Source organism: Candidatus Sphingomonas colombiensis (genome assembly GCA_029202845.1).
In the GTDB taxonomy this organism is placed as follows: Bacteria; Pseudomonadota; Alphaproteobacteria; order Sphingomonadales; family Sphingomonadaceae; genus Sphingomonas; species Sphingomonas colombiensis.
Map to the genome: position 1 here is coordinate 1,759,742 of CP119315.1, position 21,986 is coordinate 1,781,727.

Annotated in this window: 17 protein-coding genes; 12 read left to right on the forward strand and 5 right to left on the reverse strand. The window is 66.4% G+C overall.

Annotated elements, in window-relative coordinates; translation table 11 throughout:
* The first annotated feature begins 9 nt into the window (after nucleotides 1–9).
* From P0Y64_08380 to P0Y64_08395, 4 genes are read left to right on the forward strand one after another with little or no spacing between them, the layout of a single operon-like run.
* On the forward strand, nucleotides 10–834 hold the full coding sequence (locus P0Y64_08380) for a protein-glutamate O-methyltransferase CheR (GenBank protein ID WEK44775.1): 825 nt from the start codon (nucleotides 10–12) through the stop codon (nucleotides 832–834).
* A complete protein-coding gene (locus tag P0Y64_08385; GenBank protein ID WEK44776.1) occupies nucleotides 831–1,406 on the forward strand; it encodes a chemotaxis protein CheB in 576 nt (191 codons plus the stop codon). The genes P0Y64_08380 and P0Y64_08385 overlap by 4 nt, the downstream gene beginning before the upstream one ends.
* Nucleotides 1,403–2,587, forward strand: a complete 1,185-nt coding sequence (locus P0Y64_08390) for a hybrid sensor histidine kinase/response regulator (protein ID WEK44777.1) — start codon at nucleotides 1,403–1,405, stop codon at nucleotides 2,585–2,587. The genes P0Y64_08385 and P0Y64_08390 overlap by 4 nt, the downstream gene beginning before the upstream one ends.
* Nucleotides 2,588–2,637: 50 nt before the next feature.
* A complete protein-coding gene (locus P0Y64_08395; protein WEK44778.1) occupies nucleotides 2,638–3,237 on the forward strand; it encodes a DUF4126 domain-containing protein in 600 nt (199 codons plus the stop codon).
* A 4-nt stretch (nucleotides 3,238–3,241) separates the two neighbouring features.
* Here P0Y64_08395 and P0Y64_08400 read toward each other — a convergent pair whose 3' ends face one another.
* From P0Y64_08400 to P0Y64_08420, 5 genes are read right to left on the reverse strand one after another with little or no spacing between them, the layout of a single operon-like run.
* Nucleotides 3,242–4,093, reverse strand: coding sequence for a MaoC family dehydratase N-terminal domain-containing protein (locus P0Y64_08400; protein WEK44779.1), 852 nt, complete (start codon nucleotides 4,091–4,093; stop codon nucleotides 3,242–3,244).
* Nucleotides 4,094–4,111: 18 nt separating this feature from the next.
* Nucleotides 4,112–5,341 carry an acetyl-CoA C-acetyltransferase gene (locus tag P0Y64_08405; protein WEK44780.1) on the reverse strand — a complete coding sequence of 410 codons (1,230 nt, stop codon included), beginning with the start codon at nucleotides 5,339–5,341 and terminating at the stop codon, nucleotides 4,112–4,114.
* Nucleotides 5,338–6,537, reverse strand: a complete 1,200-nt coding sequence (locus tag P0Y64_08410) for a CoA transferase (protein ID WEK44781.1) — start codon at nucleotides 6,535–6,537, stop codon at nucleotides 5,338–5,340. Before P0Y64_08410 ends, P0Y64_08405 begins: the two co-directional genes overlap by 4 nt.
* Nucleotides 6,538–6,543: 6 nt before the next feature.
* Nucleotides 6,544–7,719 carry an acyl-CoA dehydrogenase family protein gene (locus P0Y64_08415; protein ID WEK44782.1) on the reverse strand — a complete coding sequence of 392 codons (1,176 nt, stop codon included), beginning with the start codon at nucleotides 7,717–7,719 and terminating at the stop codon, nucleotides 6,544–6,546.
* A 10-nt stretch (nucleotides 7,720–7,729) separates the two neighbouring features.
* The gene (locus tag P0Y64_08420; protein WEK44783.1) at nucleotides 7,730–8,647 is read right to left on the reverse strand and encodes an SDR family oxidoreductase; all 918 of its coding nucleotides are present in this window, start codon (nucleotides 8,645–8,647) and stop codon (nucleotides 7,730–7,732) included.
* Between the two features lie 103 nt (nucleotides 8,648–8,750).
* Between P0Y64_08420 and P0Y64_08425 the strand changes: the two genes are divergently transcribed.
* The 8 genes from P0Y64_08425 (at nucleotide 8,751) to P0Y64_08460 (ending at nucleotide 21,971) form a co-directional block, all read left to right on the forward strand.
* Nucleotides 8,751–9,485: a helix-turn-helix domain-containing protein gene (locus tag P0Y64_08425; protein WEK44784.1), complete on the forward strand. Its 735-nt coding sequence runs from the start codon at nucleotides 8,751–8,753 to the stop codon at nucleotides 9,483–9,485.
* A gap of 86 nt (nucleotides 9,486–9,571) precedes the next feature.
* On the forward strand, nucleotides 9,572–10,279 hold the full coding sequence (locus tag P0Y64_08430; protein ID WEK44785.1) for a fumarylacetoacetate hydrolase family protein: 708 nt from the start codon (nucleotides 9,572–9,574) through the stop codon (nucleotides 10,277–10,279).
* 52 nt (nucleotides 10,280–10,331) lie between these two features.
* Nucleotides 10,332–14,339: an amino acid adenylation domain-containing protein gene (locus P0Y64_08435; GenBank protein WEK44786.1), complete on the forward strand. Its 4,008-nt coding sequence runs from the start codon at nucleotides 10,332–10,334 to the stop codon at nucleotides 14,337–14,339.
* Entirely contained in the window at nucleotides 14,336–14,965 is a 630-nt protein-coding gene (locus P0Y64_08440) for a 4'-phosphopantetheinyl transferase superfamily protein (protein WEK44787.1), read from the forward strand. Before P0Y64_08435 ends, P0Y64_08440 begins: the two co-directional genes overlap by 4 nt.
* Before the next feature lie 230 nt (nucleotides 14,966–15,195).
* Nucleotides 15,196–16,782: a serine hydrolase gene (locus tag P0Y64_08445; protein ID WEK44788.1), complete on the forward strand. Its 1,587-nt coding sequence runs from the start codon at nucleotides 15,196–15,198 to the stop codon at nucleotides 16,780–16,782.
* Between the two features lie 85 nt (nucleotides 16,783–16,867).
* Nucleotides 16,868–19,594 (forward strand): TonB-dependent receptor, encoded by a 2,727-nt coding sequence (locus P0Y64_08450; GenBank protein ID WEK44789.1) that lies wholly within the window; start codon nucleotides 16,868–16,870, stop codon nucleotides 19,592–19,594.
* A gap of 215 nt (nucleotides 19,595–19,809) precedes the next feature.
* Complete coding sequence (locus tag P0Y64_08455) at nucleotides 19,810–20,475, forward strand: response regulator (GenBank protein WEK45013.1); 666 nt, start codon at nucleotides 19,810–19,812, stop codon at nucleotides 20,473–20,475.
* Between the two features lie 5 nt (nucleotides 20,476–20,480).
* Nucleotides 20,481–21,971 carry a HAMP domain-containing sensor histidine kinase gene (locus tag P0Y64_08460; protein ID WEK45014.1) on the forward strand — a complete coding sequence of 497 codons (1,491 nt, stop codon included), beginning with the start codon at nucleotides 20,481–20,483 and terminating at the stop codon, nucleotides 21,969–21,971.
* Nucleotides 21,972–21,986: the final 15 nt, after the last annotated feature.

Sequence of the window (21,986 nt, forward strand, 5' to 3'; positions counted from 1 at the left end):
CCGGCCGCGATGCGCGACGAGATCGAGGATATCGAGATCGAGCTGCTGCTCGACGCGCTTTACCGGCGCTATCACTACGATTTCCGCAATTATGCGCGTGCGTCGATCAAGCGGCGATTGCGACAGGCGCGCGAGCAGATGGGGCTGCGCAATTTCTCCGCGATGCAGGAGGCGCTGCTTCACGATCCCGCGATGCTGAGCGCGCTGCTCGGCTATCTCACGGTGCAGGTGAGCGAGATGTTTCGCGATCCGCAATATTTCCGCGCGCTCCGCGAAAAGGTCGTTCCGCGCCTGCGCACCTATCCGTCGCTGCGCATCTGGATCGCCGGGTGCAGCAACGGCGAGGAGTTATATTCGTTCGTCATCCTGTTCCGCGAGGAGGGGCTGGAGGAGCGCACGATATTCTATGCCACCGATATCAATCCCGATGCGCTGGCGGCGGCGTCGAGCGGCATCTATTCGCTCGACCGGATCAAGACCTTCACCGAGAATCATCAGCGTTCGGGCGGCAAATCGTCGCTCTCGGACTATTACAGCACGGCTTATGGCGGCGCGGCGTTCGACAAGAGCCTGCGCAGCCGCGTGGTGTTTTCCGATCACAGCCTGGTCACCGACGCGGTGTTCGCCGAGATGCACCTGATATCCTGCCGCAACGTGCTGATCTATTTCGATCGCCCGTTACAGAACCGAGCGATCGGGCTGTTTCGGGATTCGCTCGCGCGTAGCGGTTTCCTCGGGCTGGGCGCCAAGGAAAGCCTTCGCTTCTCCGATCACGCGCGATCCTTCGTCGATTTCGATCGTGACGAGAAAATCTACCAAAGGCGCGAGGCATGAGCGCGACGCGGATCGAGGCGGTGGTGATCGGCGCGTCCGCCGGCGCGGTGGAGGCCCTGTCGGCAATCCTGCCGCATCTGCCGGCGGATTATCCGCTGCCGGTGCTTGTCGTCGTTCATGTGCCGGCCGATCGGCGCAATTCGCTCACGCCGCTGTTCCAGTCCAAATGCCGGATCGCGGTGCGCGAGGCGGACGATAAGGAGCCGGTGGTCGGCGGTACGGTCTATTTCGCGCCGCCCGATTATCACCTGCTGGTGGAGACTGATCGCACCTTGTCGCTATCGGCTGACGATCCCGTGCTCTATTCGCGCCCGTCGATCGACGTGCTGTTCGAAAGCGCGGCGGAGGCTTATGGTCCGGCGCTGGCCGGGGTGGTGCTCACCGGCGCCAATCAGGATGGCGCACGCGGGCTGGCGGCGGTGGAGGAGGCGGGCGGAATCGCATTGGTGGAAGATCCGGCAACCGCCTGTTCATCGACGATGCCGTTAGCGGCGCTCCATGGATGTACCGCGGCGCGCGCGCTGTCGCTCGACGCGATCGCATCCCGTCTGCTTGATCTCGGAGGGATATGAAGGACACAATGGAGCAGGTCCACTTTCTCCTGGTCGACGATCTGGAGGGCAATCTTCTTTCGCTTGAGGCGCTGTTGCGGCGCGACGATCTCGTCGTGCTCAAGGCGCGTTCGGGCGAAGAGGCGCTGGAGCTGCTGTTGCACCATGATGTCGCGCTCGCGCTGCTCGATGTGCAGATGCCGGGCATGGACGGGTTCGAGCTGGCGGAATTCATGCGTGGCAGCGAGCGCACGCGCCACATCCCGATCATCTTCGTGACGGCTGGCAGCGCCGACAGCCAGCGGCGCTTTCGCGGCTATGGCGCGGGCGCGGTGGATTTCATCCAGAAGCCGATCGAGCCGGATATCCTGCGCAGCAAGGCCAACGTCTTCTTCGATCTTCATCGCCAGCGCCAGCAACTCGCCGCGCAACGCGACGAGCTGGAAGCCGCCACCCGCGCGCTGCGGGACGCCGATCGGCACAAGGACGAGTTTCTCGCCGTGCTTGCGCATGAGCTGCGCAATCCCGTGGCGGCGCTGGGCGGGGGGCTCCATCTGCTCAACCGGCGTGGTGATACCGATCAGGCCGCGGCGATCCGCGAGCAGATGGGGCGCCAGTTGTTTCACCTGTCGCGGCTGGTGGAAGATCTGCTCGATATCTCGCGGATCAGTGAAGGCAAGATCTCGCTCAAGCGGGAAAGAATCGCGCTGAACGAGGTTCTGCGCTCAGCGGTCGAAGCCAGCCGGCTCAATCTGGAGGCGGGCGGCCATGTGTTCACGCAGGAAGGGCCGGACGAGCCGGTGTGGATCGATGCCGATCACACGCGGCTGGCGCAGGTCATCGGCAATTTGCTCAACAACGCCGCTAAATATACCCCGGCCGGTGGCGACATTTCGCTGACGACGCGCTGCGTGGGCGATGAGGTGCAGATCGTCGTCGCCGATACGGGCATCGGCATCCCGATCGAAATGCAATCGCGTATCTTCCAGATCTTCGCGCAGGTGGAGGATCATCGCGCGCGCGCGCAGGGCGGCCTTGGGATCGGGCTGGCGCTCGTCAAGCAGCTCGTCGCGCTGCATGGGGGCACCATCACGGTAGCGAGCGGCGGTCCGGGCAAGGGCAGCGTCTTTACCGTGCGGATGCCGCTGGCGGACGCTCCCGCCGCGCCGAGCCGCCGCGCCGAGGTAGAGCGGGTTCGCTAACCGCGGACGCGACAGATGCGCGTCCCCCCGTAACGTGTTAGATTATCACGATGACGGCGGCAGGGATCCTTGGGCTGGCGGCAAGCGTCAGCCTGTTGAGCGGGTGGCGGCTCTACGTTTGCGTGTTCGTCACCGGGCTTGCGATGCACTTCGGCTGGATCGCGATGCCTGCGCATCTCCACATGCTCGATGTGCTCGCCAATCCATGGGTGATCGCGGTGGCGGGCATTGGCGCGCTGGCGGAGTTTTTCGCGGACAAGGTGATGTGGATCGATAGCGCATGGGATACGGTCCACACGCTGATCCGCCCGGTCGGCGGCGCGTTGCTGGCGCTGGCGATCGTCGATCCGAGCGATCCGAAATGGCAGGTCGTGGCACTGTTGCTCGGCGGCGGCGCGGCGATGCTCACTCATGGCGCCAAAGCGGGGACGCGCGTGCTGGTGAACGCCAGCCCGGAGCCGATGTCTAATGCGGTGCTGTCGACCGGGGGCGATCTCGCCACGACCGGGCTGCTGCTCGCCGCCTTCGCCAGCCCATGGGCGGCGGCGGCGGTCGCGCTGCTGGTGCTCGCGGTGGCGATTACCGTGCTGATGCTGTTGCGCGGCCTCTATCGCCGTATCGTCCGCAAAGGCACGCCAGCCCCGCCCTGAACCGTCAGCGTTCGGCGCGCGCCTGCATCACCCGCCGTCCATCCGCGGCGAATGCGCCCAGCTCGATCGCCTCGCCGTCGTGCTTCATCGCCAGATGCAGCGTCTCGCCGGCGATAGCGGGGGAGATGCCACGGAAGGAAAAGGCCTTGAGCGCCTGCTCGCCCAATTCGCGCCGCGCCAGTTCGAGCAGTAGCGTCGCGGTGAGCGGGGCGTGAACCACCAGCCCGCGATACCCCTCTTTCGCGGTGGCATAGGCCAGGTCGTAGTGGATGCGGTGGCTGTTGAAGGTCAGCGCCGAATAGCGGAACAGCAACGGCGCGGCCGGCGCGATCGTGCGCACCGCATCCCATGCGGCGGTATCGAAATTGCCGACGCCCGGCGGTGGCGGCGAAGGCGGCGCGTTCTTCGGCGCGGCCTCGCGATAGACGATGGACTGCACCTCGCGCACCGCAAGTTCGCCCGCCGCGTACACATCATGCGCCAGATCGACGAACACCAATTCGCCCGACGCGCCATGTTTATGCGTGATCGACATGATGCGCGATCGCCGCTCGATCGCATCGTTTGCGCGCAACGGCTGGAGGAATTCCATCCGGCTCGATGCCCACATGCGGCGCGGCAGCGGGATCGGCGGCAGGAAGCTGCGCGGGCCGAGATCGCGGCGGGGATGGCCGTCGGGGCTCAGCATCGCGGTCGGCGCATCTGGCAGGCACAGGCACCAGTGGAAGCCGAGCGGGGCGGTGCCGTCCAGCGGCGCGGAGCGATCGAGCGTCGCGCACCAGCGCGCAAGCGCGCCGGGATCAACCCGGTCGGCTTGCGTCTCCGTCCGCCCGGTCCATGCGCTCCAATCGTCCATCCCGCCCCCCAATTATTATTATGCGGCGCGCTCGAAGATCGCTGCGATCCCCTGCCCACCGCCGATGCACATGGTCTCGAGACCATAGCGCCCGCCGCGTCGTTGCAGCTCGCGGGTCAGATTGGCAAGGATGCGTCCACCGGTCGCGCCGATCGGGTGGCCGAGCGAGATGCCCGATCCGTTGACATTGAGGATGTCGTTGCGGCTGTCGCCGGCGCTCCAGCCCCAGCCCTTGAGCACCGCGAGCACCTGCGGGGCGAACGCCTCGTTCAGCTCGACCAGGTCGATATCGCCCCAGCCAAGCCCGTTGCGCGCGAATAGCCGCTCGACCGCCGGGACCGGGCCGATCCCCATGCGTGCGGGATCACAGCCGGCGGAAGCGGCGCTGTGGAACCAGGCGATCGGCTCCAGCCCGAGTTCCTCGAGCTTGTCCTCCGCGACGACCAGGCAGGCGGCGGCGGCGTCATTCTGCTGGCTGGCGTTGCCGGCGGTAACGATCGCGCCGGGGATGGCCTTGGCCTCCAGCGGCTTCAGCGCGCCGAGCGTCTCCATGCTGGCGTCGGCGCGATAGCCCTCGTCCTTCGCGAAGATCACCGCGTCGCCCTTGCGCTGCGGCACGGGCACGGGGACGAGTTCGTCGTCGAACAGGCCCTTTTCCCACGCCGCCGCCGCGCGCTGGTGCGAGCGGACGGCATAGGCATCGGCCTGCTCGCGGGTAATGTCATAATCGCGCGCGAGGTTTTCCGCCGTCTCGATCATGCCTGAGATCACGCCGAACCGCTCGATCGGCTGCGACATCAGTCGCCCGCGCGTCAGGCGATCGTGCAGCATCAGCCCGCCCGCACGCGTGCCGCGCCGCCCCTCGGTCGTATAATATTCGACGTTCGACATGCTCTCCACGCCGCCCGCGACCACCACGTCTGACATGCCGGTCTGGATCATCATCGCGGCGTTGACGACCGCCTGAAGCCCGGAGCCACAGCGCCGATCGAGCTGATAGCCCGGCACCTCGATCGGCAGCCCGGCGGCGAGCCATGACCAATGGCCGATCGCCGGCGCCTCGGCATTGCCATAACCCTGGCTGAACACCACGTCGTCGACGCGCGACGGATTGATCCCGGTCCGCTCGATCAGCGCTTTCAGGATCACCGCACCAAGCTGCCCGGCGTTCATGCTGGCGAGCGCGCCGCCGAACTTGCCGACAGGGGTGCGGAGCGGGGCGACGATGGCGGCGCGGCGCAGGGTCATTGGGCAATTCCTACGATGTTTGAGTCGATGAGACGGGCGATCTCGCCCGAGGAAAGCGACAGGCGCTCGGCGAGTATCTGTTCGGAATGCTGGCCGTTGCGGGGGGCGGGGAGGGGCGGCTGGCGCTCGAGCTGCGGCACGGTCGCGAAGGCGCCGGCGGCGGGATAGGCGAAGCCGCTGGGATTCTCCGCCGCGCCGAAGATCGGATTGTCGCGCACCAGCGCGGGATCGCGGATCGCGTCGGACATTGCGCGATAGGCCGAATGGACCACGCCGCCCGCGTCCAGCGCGGTGGCGAGATCGGCATGGTCGCGCCGCGCGATTGCCTGTTCGAACAGCGGAAACAGCGTATCGCGGTGATCGAAGCGCAGCCCGTCATCCTTCGCGAAGGATACGCCCAGTCGCGCTTCCGCCGCGGCCACCGCGTCGCCCAGATCGAGCGCGGCGAGCAGGTTCGCCCATTGGCGCGGCGTGACGACGACGATCATCGTCCGCACGCCGTCAGCGGTGACGAAGTCGCGCCCGAACAACCCATACACCGTATTGCCGAGCCGTGGCCGATCCGCGCCGGTGTAGAGCACCTCCGCCACGCTGCCGAGATTGGCGACCGTGCCGATTGCCACATCGGACAGCGGGATGCGCACCTCGCCACCATTGCCGGTCTCCGCCCGGCGGCGCAGTGCCGCGAGCAGCGCGAAGGCCGCATAGGCCCCGCTCAGCAAATCCCAGGCCGGCAGCACATGGTTGATCGGCTCGGGCCCCGCGCCGGTCAGCATCGGATAGCCGACCGCATTGTTGACCGTATAATCGAGTGCCGGGCTGCCGTCCGCCCAGCCCATCACGCGCACGGTGATCAGATCGGCGCGTCCTGCCGCCAGCGCGTCATGCGCCATGAAGCCCTTTGCCGGGAAATTGGTGATCACCTGTCCCGTCGCGCGGACCAGCGCCTGCAACAATTCGCGCCCCTCGGGCCGCCCAAGATCGAGCGCGACCGATTTCTTCGCGCGGTTGAGGTTCTCCCAATAAAGCGAGTCATTCCCCGCCGTCACCGGCCAGCGGCGGAAATCCGGGCCGCCGCCGATCTGATCGACGCGGATCACTTCCGCGCCCATCTGCGCGCAATAGAGGCCGGCGGTGGGTGAGGCGACGAACGACGACGCCTCGATCACCGACAGGCCGGAAAGCATGTCGTACATCGCCGATCAGCCGTGTTGCGCGAATTCGCGCAGCATATGCTTGGCGATCTGGAGCTGCAGGATCTGCGTCGTGCCCTCGTAGATGCGATAGATGCGCGCATCGCGGAAGAAGCGTTCCGCGTCATATTCGGCAAGATAGCCCGCGCCGCCATAAACCTGCACGCACCGATCGACCACGCGGCCGCACATCTCGGATGCGAAGACCTTGAACGCGGCCGCCTTGCGCAACACGTTCTCGCCCGCGTCGGCGCGGCGCATCACGTCCTCCATCATGCATTCGGCGGCGTAGATTTCGATCTCGCTGTCGGCCAGCATCTGCTGGATCAGCTGGAAATTGGCGATCGGCTCACCGAACGCCTTGCGCTCGGTGGCGTAACGCACCGCTGAATCGAGCGCGCGCCGGGCATAAGCCGCCGCCGCCGCACCGACCGACATGCGGCCGTTATCGAGGCTCATCATCGCATAGACGAAGCCCTTGCCCAGCTCGCCGCCGAGCAAGGCATCGGCGGGGACGTGAACGTCTTCCATGATGATATCGGCGATATGGCTGCCGGATTGGCCCATCTTCTTATCGGATTTGCCGACCGAAACGCCCGGCGCATCCATCGGCACGATAAAGGCGGAGACGTGCGCGTTCTTGGGCAGATTTTCCTTCGAGGTCCGCGCCATGATCAGCGCGACGTTCGCGAAGGGGGCGTTGGTGATGTAGCGCTTGGTGCCGTTGAGCACCCAGCCGTTATCGGTTTTCACGGCAGTCGTTTGCAGCCCGGCGGAGTCCGATCCCGATCCCGGCTCGGTCAGCCCGAAACAGGCGATCTCGCCACCCGCGACGCGCGGCAGCCATGCCGCCTTCTGCGCGTCCGTCCCGCCATTCTTCAACGCCGAACAGAACATGCCGATGTTGATCGAGATGATCGATCGGAACGCCGGCATGGCGTAGCTCAGCGTGTAGATCGTCCGCACATATTGGCTGACGTTCATCCCCGCGCCGCCGAACTCCTCGGGCATGGTGAGGCCGAACAGTCCCATGTCGCGCATCTCGGCCAGGATATCGGCCGGGATCTGGTCGGTCTCGACGATCGCGCGTTCCGCCGGGATCAGCCGCTCGCGAACAAAACGGTCAAGCTGTTCGATGAACTGCTCGAACACGTCCGCATCCATGCAGGGGTTGGTGGTGCTCATGGGGATTTCCTCAGACCGGATCGTACGGGAAGACATGCGCCGACACCTCGTCGGCGCGGGCGAAGCTGGGGCGGAACGCAGGGATCAGCTCGTCGGCGATGCTCTCCGCCGTCCAACCCTCTACCTTCACCATCGAGCGGATCGGGCGCGGTTTTGAGAACAGCAGGATTTCGTTGCGGCGCACCGCGAAAATCTGGTTGGTCACGTCCACCGACCGATCGGACGCGAGATAGGCGACGAGCGGCGCGATCTTCTCCGCGCTCATCGATTGCATCCGTTCGACGCGCTGCTTCTGCTCGGGCGTCTCGGCGGGGATGGAGGCGGTCATACGACTCCACGCGAAAGGGGCGATGCAATTGGATCGCACGCCCACCCGCGCCATGTCGAGCGCGATCGATTGCGACATTGCCGCCAGCCCCAATTTGGCGGCGGAATAATTCGCCTGCCCCAGATTGCCGATCAGCCCGCTGGTGGAGGTGAAGTGGATGAAGCTGCCCGATTGCTGCTCGCGGAAATAGGGGGTTGCGGCCTTGGAGACATTGAACGCGCCGGTCAGATTGACGTCGATGACGCTCGTCCAGTCCTCATAGCTCATCTTGTGCCAGATCGTGTCGCGCAGGATGCCGGCGTTGTTCACGACCGCGTCGATCCGGCCGAAGCGTTGCACCGCATCCTCGACGATCGAGGTTGCCGCCTTGGGATCGGAAACGTCGGCAAGGTTGGCGATCGCCTTGCCGCCGGCCGCGACGATATCGGCGACGGTCGTTTCCGCGGGCCCGGCGTCTCCACCGTCGCCGCCTTGCGCGACGCCGGGATCGTTGACGACCACCGCCGCACCTTCACGCGCGCACAGCAGGGCGATCTCGCGCCCGATCCCACGGCCCGCGCCGGTGATCGCGACGACCTTCCCCTCCAGAATGCGGCCCATGGCATTTTCTCCTTCGAGTCGACTTGTGGGGCGATAAACCCTGGCCCGAAGTTCTTCAACATTGAGAATTGAATTTCATATATATGAAAACTATCGTGCCGCGATGACCGGCCCGATCCGCTCCGTCGCGCAAGCCTTCGCGATCCTTCGTCTGCTTGGCGAGAGCAGCCCAATGTCGCTCTCCGATATCGCGCGCATCGTGGGCCTCAGCCCGTCGAGCTGTTTCAACCTGCTGAAAACGCTGCTCGACGAAGGCGCAATCGAGCGGGATGCGCGCACCAAATATTATCGCCTCACGCGCGTCTGGGCGGCGGCGGAGGCATTGCGCGACGATGCGGCGCAGGGGCTGGCGGAGCGCGCGCGCCCGGCGATGGCGAAGCTCGCGCAGGCGAACGACGCTGCGATCGCTTTGTGGAAAGTGATCTCGCGCGAACGCGTGCGGCTCATCCTCCGCGCCGAGAGCGACGCCGGGGTCCGCGTCGCGATGGCCGACGGCCAGCGCCAGCCGCTCGGTGGCGGCGCGGTGGGGCGCGCGCTCGCGGCGGCGCAGGAGGTGAGCGGCGGCGAGCTGGCGAGGCGCTACGCGGCGGTCCGCTGGCAGACCGCGCTGTCGTTCGAGGATTATGCGGCGCAGGTGCGGCGTGCGCGCGATCGCGGCTTCGCCGTGGACGATGGCTTCACGCATCGCGGCATCTGCACCGTCGCGGTGCCGATCACCGAAATCGCGCCGGGCTTCTGCCTGTCGGCGTCGATCTTCGCCGGATCGCGCGGGGAAGCGGAAATCGTGGCGCTGGCGGGCGAACTGACGCGGCTGCGCGCGGCCTTGCTGCCCGCCTGACCGCCCTCTTGCCACGCGGCCGTCCAATGGGTCAGAGCGCGCAATTGTCGGCGCAATCATCGCGCCCGCGTCCGGAGCAAATCTTCATGCCCAATGTCTTCGATCTGCCCGCTTCGCCGACGGTTGCCATCCATGGCAGCGAGGAACGCTTTCCGGTCGGGCGGATTTTCTGCGTCGGGCGCAATTATGCCGATCACGCGCGAGAGATGGGGAGCAATCCCGATCGCGAGCCGCCCTTCTTTTTCTACAAGTTCGCGCAAGATGCGGTGCCGGGCGGCGGGTTGATCCCCTATCCGCCGGTGACGGGCGATCTTCACTACGAGGCCGAGCTGGTCGTCGCGATCGGGCGCGAAGGCGCGGCGGTGGCCCCCGAGCGCGCGCTCGATCTCGTCTATGGCTATGCCGCCGGGCTCGACATGACGCGGCGCGATCTTCAGGCGCAGGCGAAGGACAAGGGACGCCCGTGGGATATTGCGAAGAATTTCGCTTTCTCCGCGCCGATCGGTTCGTTGCGGCGGGTGGCGGATGCCGGCCATGCCAGTTCGGGCGCGATCACGCTGACGCTCAACGGCGATGTCCGCCAGCGTGGCGACATCGGCGACATGATCTGGAACGTGGCCGAGGTGATCGCGCATCTCTCGCGGCTGGAGCGGCTGTTGCCGGGCGATCTGATCTATACCGGCACGCCGGCCGGTGTCGGCGCGGTGGCGCCGGGCGATCGGCTGATCGTCTCGATCGCGGGCCTTTCGCCGCTTGAGGTGACGATTGGCGAACGCGAGGCAGATTTCATCTGAAGCCCGATCGCGACGGGTGGCAAATCGCCCCGCAATCGCGCAGGTTGAGCCGATGGCCACCGCAACGGAAATCGCTCCCACCATCTTCGCCCCGATCGCGCCGTCACCGGCGCTGCGGGATGACGAACCCTATGCGCGTGACGAGCTGCTCCACGAGATTTTCGATGCGGCGTGTCAGGCCTATGCGACGCATCAGGCGGTGCAGCAGATCGATGTCGATCCCGAAAGCAGTCGCCGTACCGAACTGACCTATGTCGAGCTGCGCGATCGTGCGTGGCGCTTCGCCCATCGTTTACGCGAACTTGGCGTGAAGCGCGGCGATCGCGTGGTGATCTGTCTGCCGCGCGGGCTCGATCAATATATGGCGATCCTCGGCACGCTCTGGTGCGGCGCGTGTTATGTGCCGGTTGACTGGAGTTATCCGCAGGATCGGATCGACTATATCGTCGAGGATAGCGCGGCGGTGCTCGTCGTCACCGAAAGCCAGCGGGCCGATGCGATGCCGGTACGCGCGCTCGCGGTGGACGCGGCGCTGGGCGATCTCGCCGCGCGGCCGGCCGAGCCGCTCGAGCGCGCGCAGACCGGCGCGACGCCCGACGATCTCGCCTATATCATCTACACCTCGGGCACGACCGGGCGGCCGAAGGGGGTGATGATCACCCATCGCAACGTCTGCCACCTCGTTCGTTCGGAATGCGCGATTCTCGCGCTCGATGCGACGGACCGGGTGTTCGGCGGCTTCAGCCTCGCGTTCGACATGTCTGTCGAGACGATGTGGAGCGCATTCTTCGTCGGCGCCAAGCTGCTCGTCGCGTCAGAGGCGCTGGCCACGGCGGGGCCGGACATGGCGATCGTGCTCGCGGCCGAGGGGGTGACGGTATGGCATGTCGTCCCGTCGCTGCTCACGCTGGTCGAGACGGAAATGCCGACGCTGCGGCTGCTCAATCTGGGTGGGGAGGCGTGCCCGCCCGATCTGGTCGATCGCTGGGCGCGGCCGGGCCTGCGCATCCTCAATACCTATGGCCCCACCGAAACCACCGTGACGGCAACCTGGACGGAGGTGCAGCCCGGCCGGCGTGTCACGATCGGGCGGCCGCTGCCCGGCTATACCGCGTGGATCGTCGACGAGGAATTATGGCCGGTGCCGGCGGGCGCGGAAGGCGAGCTGGTGATCGGTGGCCCTGGCGTTGGCGCGGGTTATGTCAACCGGCCGGACCTGACGGCGGAGAAATTCGTCCAGACCCCGTTTGAGGGGCCGGATGGCGAAACCGTGCTGATCTATCGTTCCGGCGATCTCGTGCGGCTCGATGCGGTGGGCGATATCGATTTCGTCGGGCGGATCGACACGCAGGTGAAGATTCGCGGCTTCCGCGTCGAACTGGGCGAGATCGAGGCGGTGATCGCCGACGATCCGACGGTGGCGCAGGCGGTGGTCCAGCTGTTTCGCGATGATGACGGCGCGGAGTTCCTCGCCGGTTTCATCGTTCCGCGCGGCGGCGCGGCGGTCGATCTGGAGGCGGTGCGCGCGCGGGTGCGCGATCGCCTGCCCAATTACATGCGACCGGCGGGTTATCAGCTGCTCGATGCGCTGCCGACCCTGCCGGCATCGGGCAAGGTAGATCGCAAGGCGTTGCAGCGCCCCGTGCTCGCCCCGGCCGCCGATCGCGAGACCGTCGCGCCGGCAACGCCGCTGGAGGAGACGCTTCACGAAATCTGGGCCGAGGCATTCGCGCCGCAGAAGGTATCGGTGCTCGACGATCTGTTCGAGGATCTCGGCGGCCACTCGCTCAAGGCGGCGCGGCTGGTATCGGCGATCCGCAAGGCGCCGGGGCTGGCGGGGGTGTCGATCCAGGATCTTTATGCGGCGCCGAACATCCGCGCGCTCGCCGCCCGGCTGGGCAGCGCGGCGCCGGAGCATGTCGCGGAGGCGCTGCCGTTTCATCGCATCGCCGCGTGGAAACGCTGGCTGTGCGGTTTCGCGCAGACGATCGCGCTGATCCCGATCTTCACCATCGCCGGGCTGCAATGGTTCTTCCCTTATGTCGCCTATACGCGGCTTGCCGATCAGGTCGATCGCGTCACCGCGCTGCTGATGAGCGGGCTGAGTTTCATTTTCATCCCGCCGCTCGCGATGCTGGCGTCGATACTCGTCAAATGGCTGGTGATCGGGCGGTTCCGCGCGGGCGATTATCCCTTGTGGGGCAGCTATTATTTCCGCTGGTGGTTCGTGCGGCGCTTCTCGGAGGTGATCGCGACGCCCTATCTGGCGGGCACGCCGCTGATCCGCACTTATTACCGGCTGCTCGGGGCGAAGGTTGGCCGCGATGCCTTTATCGGGCGCGGCAATATCGATGTCGCCGATCTGGTGACGATCGGCGACGGCGCGATCGTCAGCGATTATGCGATGCTCGCGACCAGCTCGGTGGAGCGCGGGCTGCTCCGGCTAGGCCGGGCGGATATCGGGCCCGGCGCATTCGTCGGTTCGATGGCGGTGGTCGGTCGCGATTGCTCGATCGGCGCGGGCGCGGCGCTGGAGGACCTTTCCGCGCTGCCGGTCGGTGAGCGCATCCCGCCGCGCGAACGCTGGAGCGGATCGCCCGCCGCCTGCGTCGAACACGGCATCGCATGGGAGCCGCGCCCGCGCGGCGGCTTCGCGCGGCGCTTCACGGTCGGCCTCGCGCTGACGCTCGCCGCGCTGATCCTGCCGCTGGTCGCCATCGTGCCGATCGCGCCGGGCCTGATCTCGATGATCGAGATCGACTGGCGCAGCGAGACCTACACCTATCTGCTGATCGCGCCGGTGCTCGCCACCACCTATGTCATCCTGATGTGCGTGCTGACGGTGGTCGCCAAGCGGCTGTTCCTGGGCCGCGTCCGGCCGGGGCGCTATCGCATGGATAGCTGGTTCTACGTCCGTTTCTGGTTCGTCCAGCAGGTCAACGATCTCGCGCTCCGGCTGCTCCATCCGATCTATGCGACGCTTTACGTCATCCCCTGGTATCGCGCGCTCGGTGTGAAGGTCGGGCGGCGCGCGGAGATATCCACGGCGGCGGCGATCGTCCCCGATCTGGTCGATATCGGGCCGGAGAGCTTCATCGCCGATGCCGTGCTGTTCGGCGCGGCGCGGGTCGAGCCGGGCGCGATCCGGCTGGCGCATACGCGGATCGGGCGGCGCAGCTTCATCGGCAATTCCGCCTTGCTGCCGACCGGCGCGACGATCGGCGACGGCGTGCTGATCGGCGTGCTTTCCAAGCCGCCCGAAAGCGGCGAGGCGGCACGCGCGGACGGCACCTGGTTCGGCTCCCCGCCGATCTCGCTGCCCGTGCGCCAGAAGGTCGCGCTGTTCGATGAGGGCGCGCGCTTCAATCCGGGGCCGAAACTGGTCGCCAAGCGGCTGTCGATCGAGGCGGTTCGCGTCACCTTGTCACTGACCGCGTTCATCGTCTTCTTCAGCCTGTTGCTGTCGGCGGTGGGCGAGCTGGATGACATGCGCAACGGCGGCTATCTCGTGCTGGTCGCGTTCCCGTTCCTCTATGTCGGGTTCGCGCTGGCGTGCGGGCTGGCGGTTGTGGCGCTCAAATGGCTGGTGATGGGGCGCTACAAGCCCACTACGCAGCCATTGTGGAGCACCTTCGTCTGGCGCACCGAGCTGGTGACGGCGACCTATGAGAATCTCGCGGTGCCCAATTTGCTGGAGCCATTGCGCGGAACGCCGTGGCTGCCGGCCTATTTCCGGCTGCTCGGCTGCAAGATCGGCAAGCGTTGCTATCTCGACACCACCGATCTGACCGAGCACGATCTGGTGACGATCGGCGACGATGTGGCGCTGAACGATCTGGCGGGCCTCCAGACGCATCTGTTCGAGGATCGCGTGATGAAGGTGAGCGGTGTCACCGTGAAGGATCGCGCGACGATCGGCTCCTATGCGATCGTACTCTACGATGCGGAGATTGGTGAGGATGCGCAGCTCGGCGATCTGTCCGTGGTGATGAAGGGCGAATCCCTGCCTGACGGAACCTCATGGGAAGGATCGCCCGCCCGCCTCACGCGCGGCGGATGATGCGCATCCAATGGGTGACGGCGGGAGAGGTAGTCCCGCCGCTCGCCCGCGACGCGGCTTTCGTGTGGTACGGTCGGCTCGATGACGCGGGCGCGCTGCTGAAGCGTGCGGCGCTGACCTCGGACGATCTCGCCGATCTCGCCGATCTCGCCGCCCGCCCGCAGGCGGCGTGGCGCGCGGAGCGGCGGCGGGCGACGCGCGCTTTGCTCGCGACGCTGGTGGGGGTGCATCCGGATACGATCGTGCTGGCGCGCTCACCGTTCGGTGCCCTGGAGGTGCTCGCCCCCGCCGGATGGTGGCTGAGCGTCGCGGGGCAGGGCGCGCACTGCGCGATCGCGCTGGCGCGTGTGCCGATCGGCGTGGATATCGAGCCGCTCGGCCAGCCCGTGCTGCCCGACGACCTGTTCACCCCGCGCGAGCTGCGCGCTGGCGGCGACCGCCTGTTGCGCTGGACCGCGAAGGAAGCCCATGCCAAGCGCTTCGCCCGCGCCGACGCCGCCGATCCGCGCGCGATCGAGATCGATCTGTCGGGAGAGGTGATCCGTGCCTCATCCGGCGACGGAGTATCCCGCTGCGTCTCGCGGCGTGCCGGCGGGGCGATCATCACCGTCGCGCTGCCCGTTTGACGACCGCCTGACCCACCGCCTGACGCCGGTGCAGCGCCGCGCTCGGCGGCATTTTCCGAGAGCCGCCGCACTTTTTCGATTGATGACAGGTTGATGACAGCGACGCCGGTTATCGGGCGTCCGTCAAAACATCTCCGCGCGCGCCGCGACGACGGAGAAAGGCTCAGGAATCGGAGAACAGGGTGCGCGCTGCTGCACGAGGGACACTATTGGCATCGATCGCGCGTCGCATGACCGCAGCGACCGTTGGCGTCGTCGCGCTTGCCGCCGGTGCGCCCGCCTCCGCCGATCCCGCGCTCGCTCAAGTCGATGCCATCTTCTCGCGCTGGGCGAGCAACAAGGCTGCGCCGGGTTGTGCGGTGGCCGTGTCGCGCGATGGCAAGCCGGTCGCCGCGCGTGCTTATGGCATGGCCGATCTGGAAAGCGGCATCCCCGCCACAGTCGATTCGATCTACGAGGCAGGATCGGATTCGAAGCAGTTCACCGCCGCCGCGCTGTTGATGCTGGCGCGTGACGGCAAGCTGTCGCTCGACGATGACGTGCGCAAGTTCCTCCCCGAGCTGCCCGAATACGGCGCGACGATCACGCTGCGCCACATGCTCCACCATGTCAGCGGGTTGCGCGACTGGGGCTCGCTGGCGGCGCTGGAGGGCTGGCCGCGCAACAGCCGCACCGCGGACAATGATGACGTGCTGAAGCTGGTCGCGCAGCAGAAGGAACTGAACTTCGCGCCCGGCTCGCATTATCTCTACAGCAACAGCAATTATAACCTCGCCGCGATCGTCGTCGCGCGGGTCGGCGGCCAGTCGCTGGCGGATTTCACGCGCGATCGCATCTTCAAGCCGCTAGGCATGACGCAGACGAGCTGGCGTGACGATCACGGCCGCGTCGTTATCGGGCGCACCGGCGCTTACGAGGCGTCGGCGGCGGGCTATCGTAACGAGCAGGTGATCGAGGACGCTTATGGCAATGGCGGCTTGCTGACCACGGTCGGCGATCTCGTCAAATGGCAGGCTGCGCTCGATAGCGACTTCTTCGGCAAGGGCTTCGTCGCGGAGATGGAGCAGCCATTCGTGCTGACCGGCGGGGCCAGAATGGCTTATGGTCTGGCGCTGGTCGGCGGCGATCACAACGGTGTGTTCGAGGTGAGCCATTCCGGCTCCACCGGCGGCTATCGCGCATGGATGGCGCGCTACCCGGCGCAGAAGCTCGCGGTGTCGTTGCTGTGCAACACCGGCGAGGCGGATACGCCGGTGCTCGGCCGTCAGGTGGCGGACCTGTATCTGCCCGCTTATCGCGCCAAGCCCTATGCCCCGCGCGCGCCATTGCCGACGGGCGTTTGGGCCGATCGGCTGACCGGCTTCCCCTATCGTTTCGCGGCCGACGGCAAGGGCGGCCTGACGGTGAACGGCCGCGCGCTCGTTCCGGTCGGGGCTGGGCGCTGGCTGCTGCGCGAGGACGTGTTCGCTTTCTCCGGCAAGGCGCTGGTGCGTGAAACGCGCGAGGGCGAGCGTCAGTCGTTCGATCGCGTCGATGCACCCGTCGCGGATCTGGCGGCTTATGCCGGGCGCTATTGTTCGAGCGAGATCGCGTCGTGCATCACCGTCACGGTCGATGGCGATCGCCTCGTGTTCAGCGGCCCGCGCTGGAGCGGTCAGCCGCTTGAGCCTGCGTATCGCGATGTCTTCACCGGCGAGGCCAAGCCGCTGGAGACCAGCATCGTGCTCAAATTCCATCGCGATGCCGCTGGCGGCGTCGACACGCTGCGCGTCGGCGAAACCCGCGCCTTCAACCTTCTGTTTCGGCGAACCGGCTGAGCCGACCGCCCGAGAAACCAACAACAAAGCCAGCCCCGGAGCCCCGGCGAGCTGGCCAGATCAAACTGACTAAAGGGATATGCTTATGTCGATCCGTCGTGACAGCCTGCGCCATGCGCTTCTGCGGGGTACCGCTGGAACCACCCTGATCATCTCGTCGCTGCTCGGCGGCGTGGCACTGGCGCAAACAGTGCCGGCGCCGGCGCCGGTGGCGGCCGATGCGTCCGCCGACGCGTCCGCCGATATCGTCGTGACCGGGTCGCGCATCGACAAGGCCGGCTTCGACGCGCCGACGCCGACCACCGTGGTGGGTGAGGCCGAGCTGCAGATTGGCGCCCGTCCGAGCATCGCGCAGGCGCTCAACGATCTGCCGCAGTTCCGTGCGACGCAGAGCCCGACGAGCACCGTTGCGAACACCAATTCCTCGGCGTCCGCGATGGATCTTCGCGGCCTTGGCGTGACGCGCACCCTGACGCTGCTCAACAACCGTCGCTTCACCGGCTCGGCCGATCTGAACACGATCCCGCAGAACATGGTGAAGCGCGTTGAAGTCGTAACCGGCGGCGCGAGCGCGGCCTGGGGCTCGGGCGCGGTCGGCGGCGTGGTCAACCTGATCCTCGACGACAAGCTCCAGGGCCTGACGGTCGGCGCGCAGAACGGCATCTCCTCGCGCGGCGACGGCCATCGCTACAGCTTCAACGGCTCGTTCGGCACCAGCTTCGCCGGCGGCCGCGGTCACTTCATGATCGGCGGCGAATACCAGCAGGACGAGGGCATCTTCGATCGCTTCTCGCGCCCGAACGTCGGCAGCACCGATCTGTTCGCGCCGGTCGGCGGCGTGAACGGCCACAAGCTGATCCTGTCGCACGACGTTTTCTATTCGAACTACGGCACGAACGGCCTGATCACCGGCGTCAACGGTGCGCCGAACGGGCTGATCGGGCAGACCTTCAACGCCGATGGTTCGATGCGTCCGTTCCGGTTCGGTCAGGTCAGCGGCACGTCGATGGTCGGCGGCGAGGGCGTTTCGTCGAACAGCGAGCACACGCTGACCAACCCGTATCAGCGTTACAATTCCTATGCCCGCGTCAGCTTTGACGTTGGTCAGGCGAAGTTCTGGGCCGATGCGACGTTCAGCCGCATCTGGGCGAAATATCCGTTCTATGCCGAAACCGGCACCTACACGCTGAAGGGCAGCAACCCGTTCGTGCAGCAGGCGCTGGGCGGTCAGATCGGCGCGACTGACACGATCTCGGTCGGCCGCGTGTTCGAGGATTACGGCATGCGGACCTTCGGGTTCAGCCGCCGCAACGTTGAGGGCGCGATCGGTGTCGACGGCACGATCGGCGACGGCAACTGGAAGTACAGCGCCTATTATGCGCATGGCGAAATGCGCAACGCGCAAAGCTATGACAACCAGATCACCGGCGCGAACCTCACCAATGCGCTCGACGCGGTGTATGACGGCAATGGCAAGATCGTCTGCTCGGTCGCGCTGAGCGATCCGAACACCGCCTGCCGCCCGCTCAACATCCTCGGCGCGGGCCGCGCCGATCCGGCGGCGGTGAGCTATGTGTTCGGCAACCAGGCGAGCGTGGTTTACACCACCAAGCTCGACACGACCGGCTTCAGCCTGCGTGGCGATGCGTTCAACACCTGGGCGGGGCCGGTATCGGTCGCCGTCGGTGGCGAGGCGCGCTGGGAAAGCATGACGACCAACTCGCTCGATCCGGTGTCGGCGGCGAAGGGGTTCAGCCGTTTCAACTTCTCGCCGCTCAACGGCGGGTTCAACGTGCAGGAAGGTTTCGGCGAAATCGCGATCCCGCTGCTCGATCAGTCGTTCAGCAAGCTCGATATCAACGGCGCGGCGCGCTACAGCCATTATAGCACGTCCGGCGGCATCTGGTCGTGGAAGCTCGGCGTCACCGATCGCATCTTCAACAACCTGCTGTTGCGCGCATCGCGTTCGCGTGACATCCGCTCGGGCAGCCTGACGGAGCTGTTCACCACGCAGGCGACGAGCTTCTTCTCGGTCGCGGAGAACGGCAACACCTACAACAACGTCGCCCGCTTTACCGGCGGCAACCCGAACCTGCGCCCGGAAATCGGCAGCACGCTGACGCTCGGCGCGGTGTTCACGCCGACCATGGTGCCGGGCCTCAACCTGTCGGTCGATTATTATCAGATCGACATCAAGGACGCGATCGTTTCGCTCAGCGCGCAGGACATCATCACGAGCTGCGGCCTGGGCAACGCCAATGCCTGCGCGCAGATCACGCGTGACGCGAACGGCGCGCCGACCACGATCCGTTCGACCTACATCAACCTCGCCGAATACAAGACGCGCGGGCTCGACATGGAAGCGTCGTACACGCTGCCGATGAGCCGCGTCAGCAACCTGCCGGGCGCGCTGCGCTTCCGGGTGCTGGCGACTTATGTGCCGAAGGTGGAGATCAACAATGGCGTGGCGGTGATCCAGCGCGCCGGCGATGTGGGCGATGGCGTCAACTTCGGCACGCCGAAGTGGCGCGGCAATGGCTCGATCAGCTATGCGAACAGCGACTTCTCGATCGACGCGCGCGTGCGCTATGTCGGCGGTGGCGATTATGATCACACGCTCGATCTGGCGAACAACAAGATCACCAGCCGCACCTATTTCGATCTGGGCGGCCAGACGACGATCGGTGGCTTCACGCTGTTCGCGAGCGTGAACAACGTGTTCGATCGCAAGCCGCCGCTCACCACCTACGGCTCGGTCTTCTACGATTCGATCGGTCGTTATCTGAACGTCGGTGCGAAGGTTCATTTCTGAGCCACATGCCGATGACTGAATGAAGAAAAGGGGCGGTCGCGATGCGGTCGCCCCTTTTCGCATATGGCGACGAGGTGAGTGGGCCCGTGGGTTGACGGGGCCGAGCGGGGATGAGAACGCAAGGCTGGAGGCGCCGCCATGTGCGGGCCGGAATCAGAAAATCCACACAAAGGGGCGGGACAATGGCCGGGCGATTGCGCCCGATGGAGGCGGAAATGCGCATCATGCTGGTCGAGGATGACGCCGCGCTGGCGCGCGGCATCGCATCGTCGCTGGAGTCCGAGGGGCTGTCGGTCGACATCTTCGGCACGGGCGAGGATGCGCTGATGATCGCGCCGAGCGAGCCTTATGCCGCGATCGTGCTCGATCTGGGGCTGCCGGGAATGGACGGAATCGACCTGTTGCATCGGCTGCGTCAGATCGGGGTGGCGACACCGATCCTGATCCTGACGGCGCGCGATCGGATCGACGATCGTATCCTCGGGCTCGACCGTGGCGCGGATGATTACATGGTCAAGCCGTTCGATCCGCGCGAGCTGCATTCCCGCGTCCGTGCGCTGATGCGCCGCGCGCACGGCACGCCGGCGCCCGTGCTGCGTCTGGGCGCGCTGGAGTTCGATCGTTCGAGCCGTAGCGTATTGCTGGAGGGGGTGGCGGTGCCGCTGCGTCCGCGCGAGCTGGCGGTGCTCGAAACGCTGATGACGCGCCCCGGCCGGCTGGTCGGCAAGGAACAGCTTTCCGCCGAGGTGTTCAGCTTCGACGATAATGTCGGGATCAACGCGCTGGAGGTTTATGTCGGCCGGCTGCGGCGCAAGCTCGGCGACAAGGGCCCCGCGATCCGCACCGTGCGCGGCCTCGGCTATATGATCGAGGCGGCGTGAACGGGATGCAGCGCCGTTACAAATCCTTGCAGGGGCGGCTGATCGTCGCGGTGATGCTGCCGCTGACCCTGCTCGTCACGCTGCTTACCGGGATCACCGGCTGGGCGGTGCGGAACACCGATCTGGATACGCTCGATCGCGTGCTCGTGGGCTCGGTCCGCACGCTCAGCCTCGCATATGACCAGCCGCCGGAAGTGCGGCAGAAGATCGCCCCGCTGATCATCCACCTGCTCAAGCGACGCGCGCGGCCGGTGGTGAATTTCAGCGTCTATCACGGGCAACAGGTGCTGATGGGCGATCCCGCGCTGCGCCCGCCGGCGGATTATCACGTGACGGACGACGGCGTGGTCGATCGCCATCCGCCCGCCGAATTCGCGAAACAGGCGCGCGATACGCCGATGGTGCGCGGCTATATCGATGCCGAGGATGCCGATAATGTGCGGCAGGCCGCCTATCTGCGCGATGGCATGTTGCACGGCCGCCCGGCGCGGATTGCCACCGAAACACGCCGGTTGCAGGATAATGGCGAACTCGTCGTGATTCAGATCGCCGATTATGTCGATGATCAGCGCATCTACAATTACGGCTATTTCGCGCAGATCGCGGCGGAAGGCGTGCTGGTGCTGTTCGTCGCGGGGCTGCTGGTGTGGCTGGCGATCGGCTGGGGGCTGCGTCCGTTCGCTGCGCTGACGCGGCAGGTGCGTGCCGCGCAGACCGATCCCGCGCCGCAGTTTCGCCTGACGCTTCAGCCGGACATGCCGCGCGAGACGGTGCCCTTCGTCGAATCCTTCAACGGGCTGATGACGCGGCTGGAGAAAGTGAATGAGTCGCTGCGGCAATTCACCTCCAGCGCCTCGCACCAGATGCGCACGCCGCTGGCGGTGGCGCGCGTGCATCTCGATGTGCTGCGCCGCGCGGGGCCACATGCGCCGACGGCAAGTGCCGCGATCTGCGACATCACCTATGCTGTGGAATCGCTCGAACGGCTGCTGCTCCAGCTGATCGCGCTGGCGCGTACCGAGGAGCAGTCGATCGCGCCGCACCAGCGGTTCGATCTCACCGCGCTTGCCGGGCGGGTAACCACGGATCGCGCCGCGCAAGGGGAGGATGACGGGATCGACATCCTGTTCGCCGCCGATGGGCCGGTTCAGGCGCTGGGAGATCCTGGCCTTGCGGCAGAGCTTGCCGGCAATCTGATCGACAATGCGATCCGCTATAATCGACCCGGCGGGACGGTGCGGGTCGCGATCGAGCGGCAGCCCGGCAGCGCGCGCCTCGTCGTGGAGGATGACGGCCCCGGCATTCCCGAAAGCGAGCGGGAAAAGGTGTGGGAACGCTTCTATCGCGTCGCGCGGGAGGATGCCCCGCCCGGCAGCGGGCTGGGCCTGCCGATCGTTCGCGCGCTGGCGGAACGGATGGGGGCCAGCGTCGTGCTCGCGTCGCCCGAAAACGGCACGGGTCTGCGCGTCGTCGTGGATTTTCGCGCGGCGCGATAGCCGAACCGCCTCATT

What these genes read in the sequence shown, in the direction of transcription:
- P0Y64_08400 (WEK44779.1), bottom strand. Translation starts at nt 4,093, where the DNA reads ATGGACGATTGGAGCGCATGGACCGGGCGGACGGAGACGCAAGCCGAC.
- P0Y64_08390 (WEK44777.1), top strand. Translation starts at nt 1,403, where the DNA reads ATGAAGGACACAATGGAGCAGGTCCACTTTCTCCTGGTCGACGATCTG.
- P0Y64_08445 (WEK44788.1), top strand. Translation starts at nt 15,196, where the DNA reads ATGACCGCAGCGACCGTTGGCGTCGTCGCGCTTGCCGCCGGTGCGCCC.
- P0Y64_08415 (WEK44782.1), bottom strand. Translation starts at nt 7,719, where the DNA reads ATGAGCACCACCAACCCCTGCATGGATGCGGACGTGTTCGAGCAGTTC.
- P0Y64_08425 (WEK44784.1), top strand. Translation starts at nt 8,751, where the DNA reads ATGACCGGCCCGATCCGCTCCGTCGCGCAAGCCTTCGCGATCCTTCGT.
- P0Y64_08410 (WEK44781.1), bottom strand. Translation starts at nt 6,537, where the DNA reads ATGTACGACATGCTTTCCGGCCTGTCGGTGATCGAGGCGTCGTCGTTC.
- P0Y64_08460 (WEK45014.1), top strand. Translation starts at nt 20,481, where the DNA reads ATGCAGCGCCGTTACAAATCCTTGCAGGGGCGGCTGATCGTCGCGGTG.
- P0Y64_08420 (WEK44783.1), bottom strand. Translation starts at nt 8,647, where the DNA reads ATGGGCCGCATTCTGGAGGGGAAGGTCGTCGCGATCACCGGCGCGGGC.
- P0Y64_08440 (WEK44787.1), top strand. Translation starts at nt 14,336, where the DNA reads ATGATGCGCATCCAATGGGTGACGGCGGGAGAGGTAGTCCCGCCGCTC.
- P0Y64_08405 (WEK44780.1), bottom strand. Translation starts at nt 5,341, where the DNA reads ATGACCCTGCGCCGCGCCGCCATCGTCGCCCCGCTCCGCACCCCTGTC.
- P0Y64_08455 (WEK45013.1), top strand. Translation starts at nt 19,810, where the DNA reads ATGCGCATCATGCTGGTCGAGGATGACGCCGCGCTGGCGCGCGGCATC.
- P0Y64_08395 (WEK44778.1), top strand. Translation starts at nt 2,638, where the DNA reads ATGACGGCGGCAGGGATCCTTGGGCTGGCGGCAAGCGTCAGCCTGTTG.
- P0Y64_08380 (WEK44775.1), top strand. Translation starts at nt 10, where the DNA reads ATGCGCGACGAGATCGAGGATATCGAGATCGAGCTGCTGCTCGACGCG.
- P0Y64_08385 (WEK44776.1), top strand. Translation starts at nt 831, where the DNA reads ATGAGCGCGACGCGGATCGAGGCGGTGGTGATCGGCGCGTCCGCCGGC.
- P0Y64_08450 (WEK44789.1), top strand. Translation starts at nt 16,868, where the DNA reads ATGTCGATCCGTCGTGACAGCCTGCGCCATGCGCTTCTGCGGGGTACC.
- P0Y64_08430 (WEK44785.1), top strand. Translation starts at nt 9,572, where the DNA reads ATGCCCAATGTCTTCGATCTGCCCGCTTCGCCGACGGTTGCCATCCAT.
- P0Y64_08435 (WEK44786.1), top strand. Translation starts at nt 10,332, where the DNA reads ATGGCCACCGCAACGGAAATCGCTCCCACCATCTTCGCCCCGATCGCG.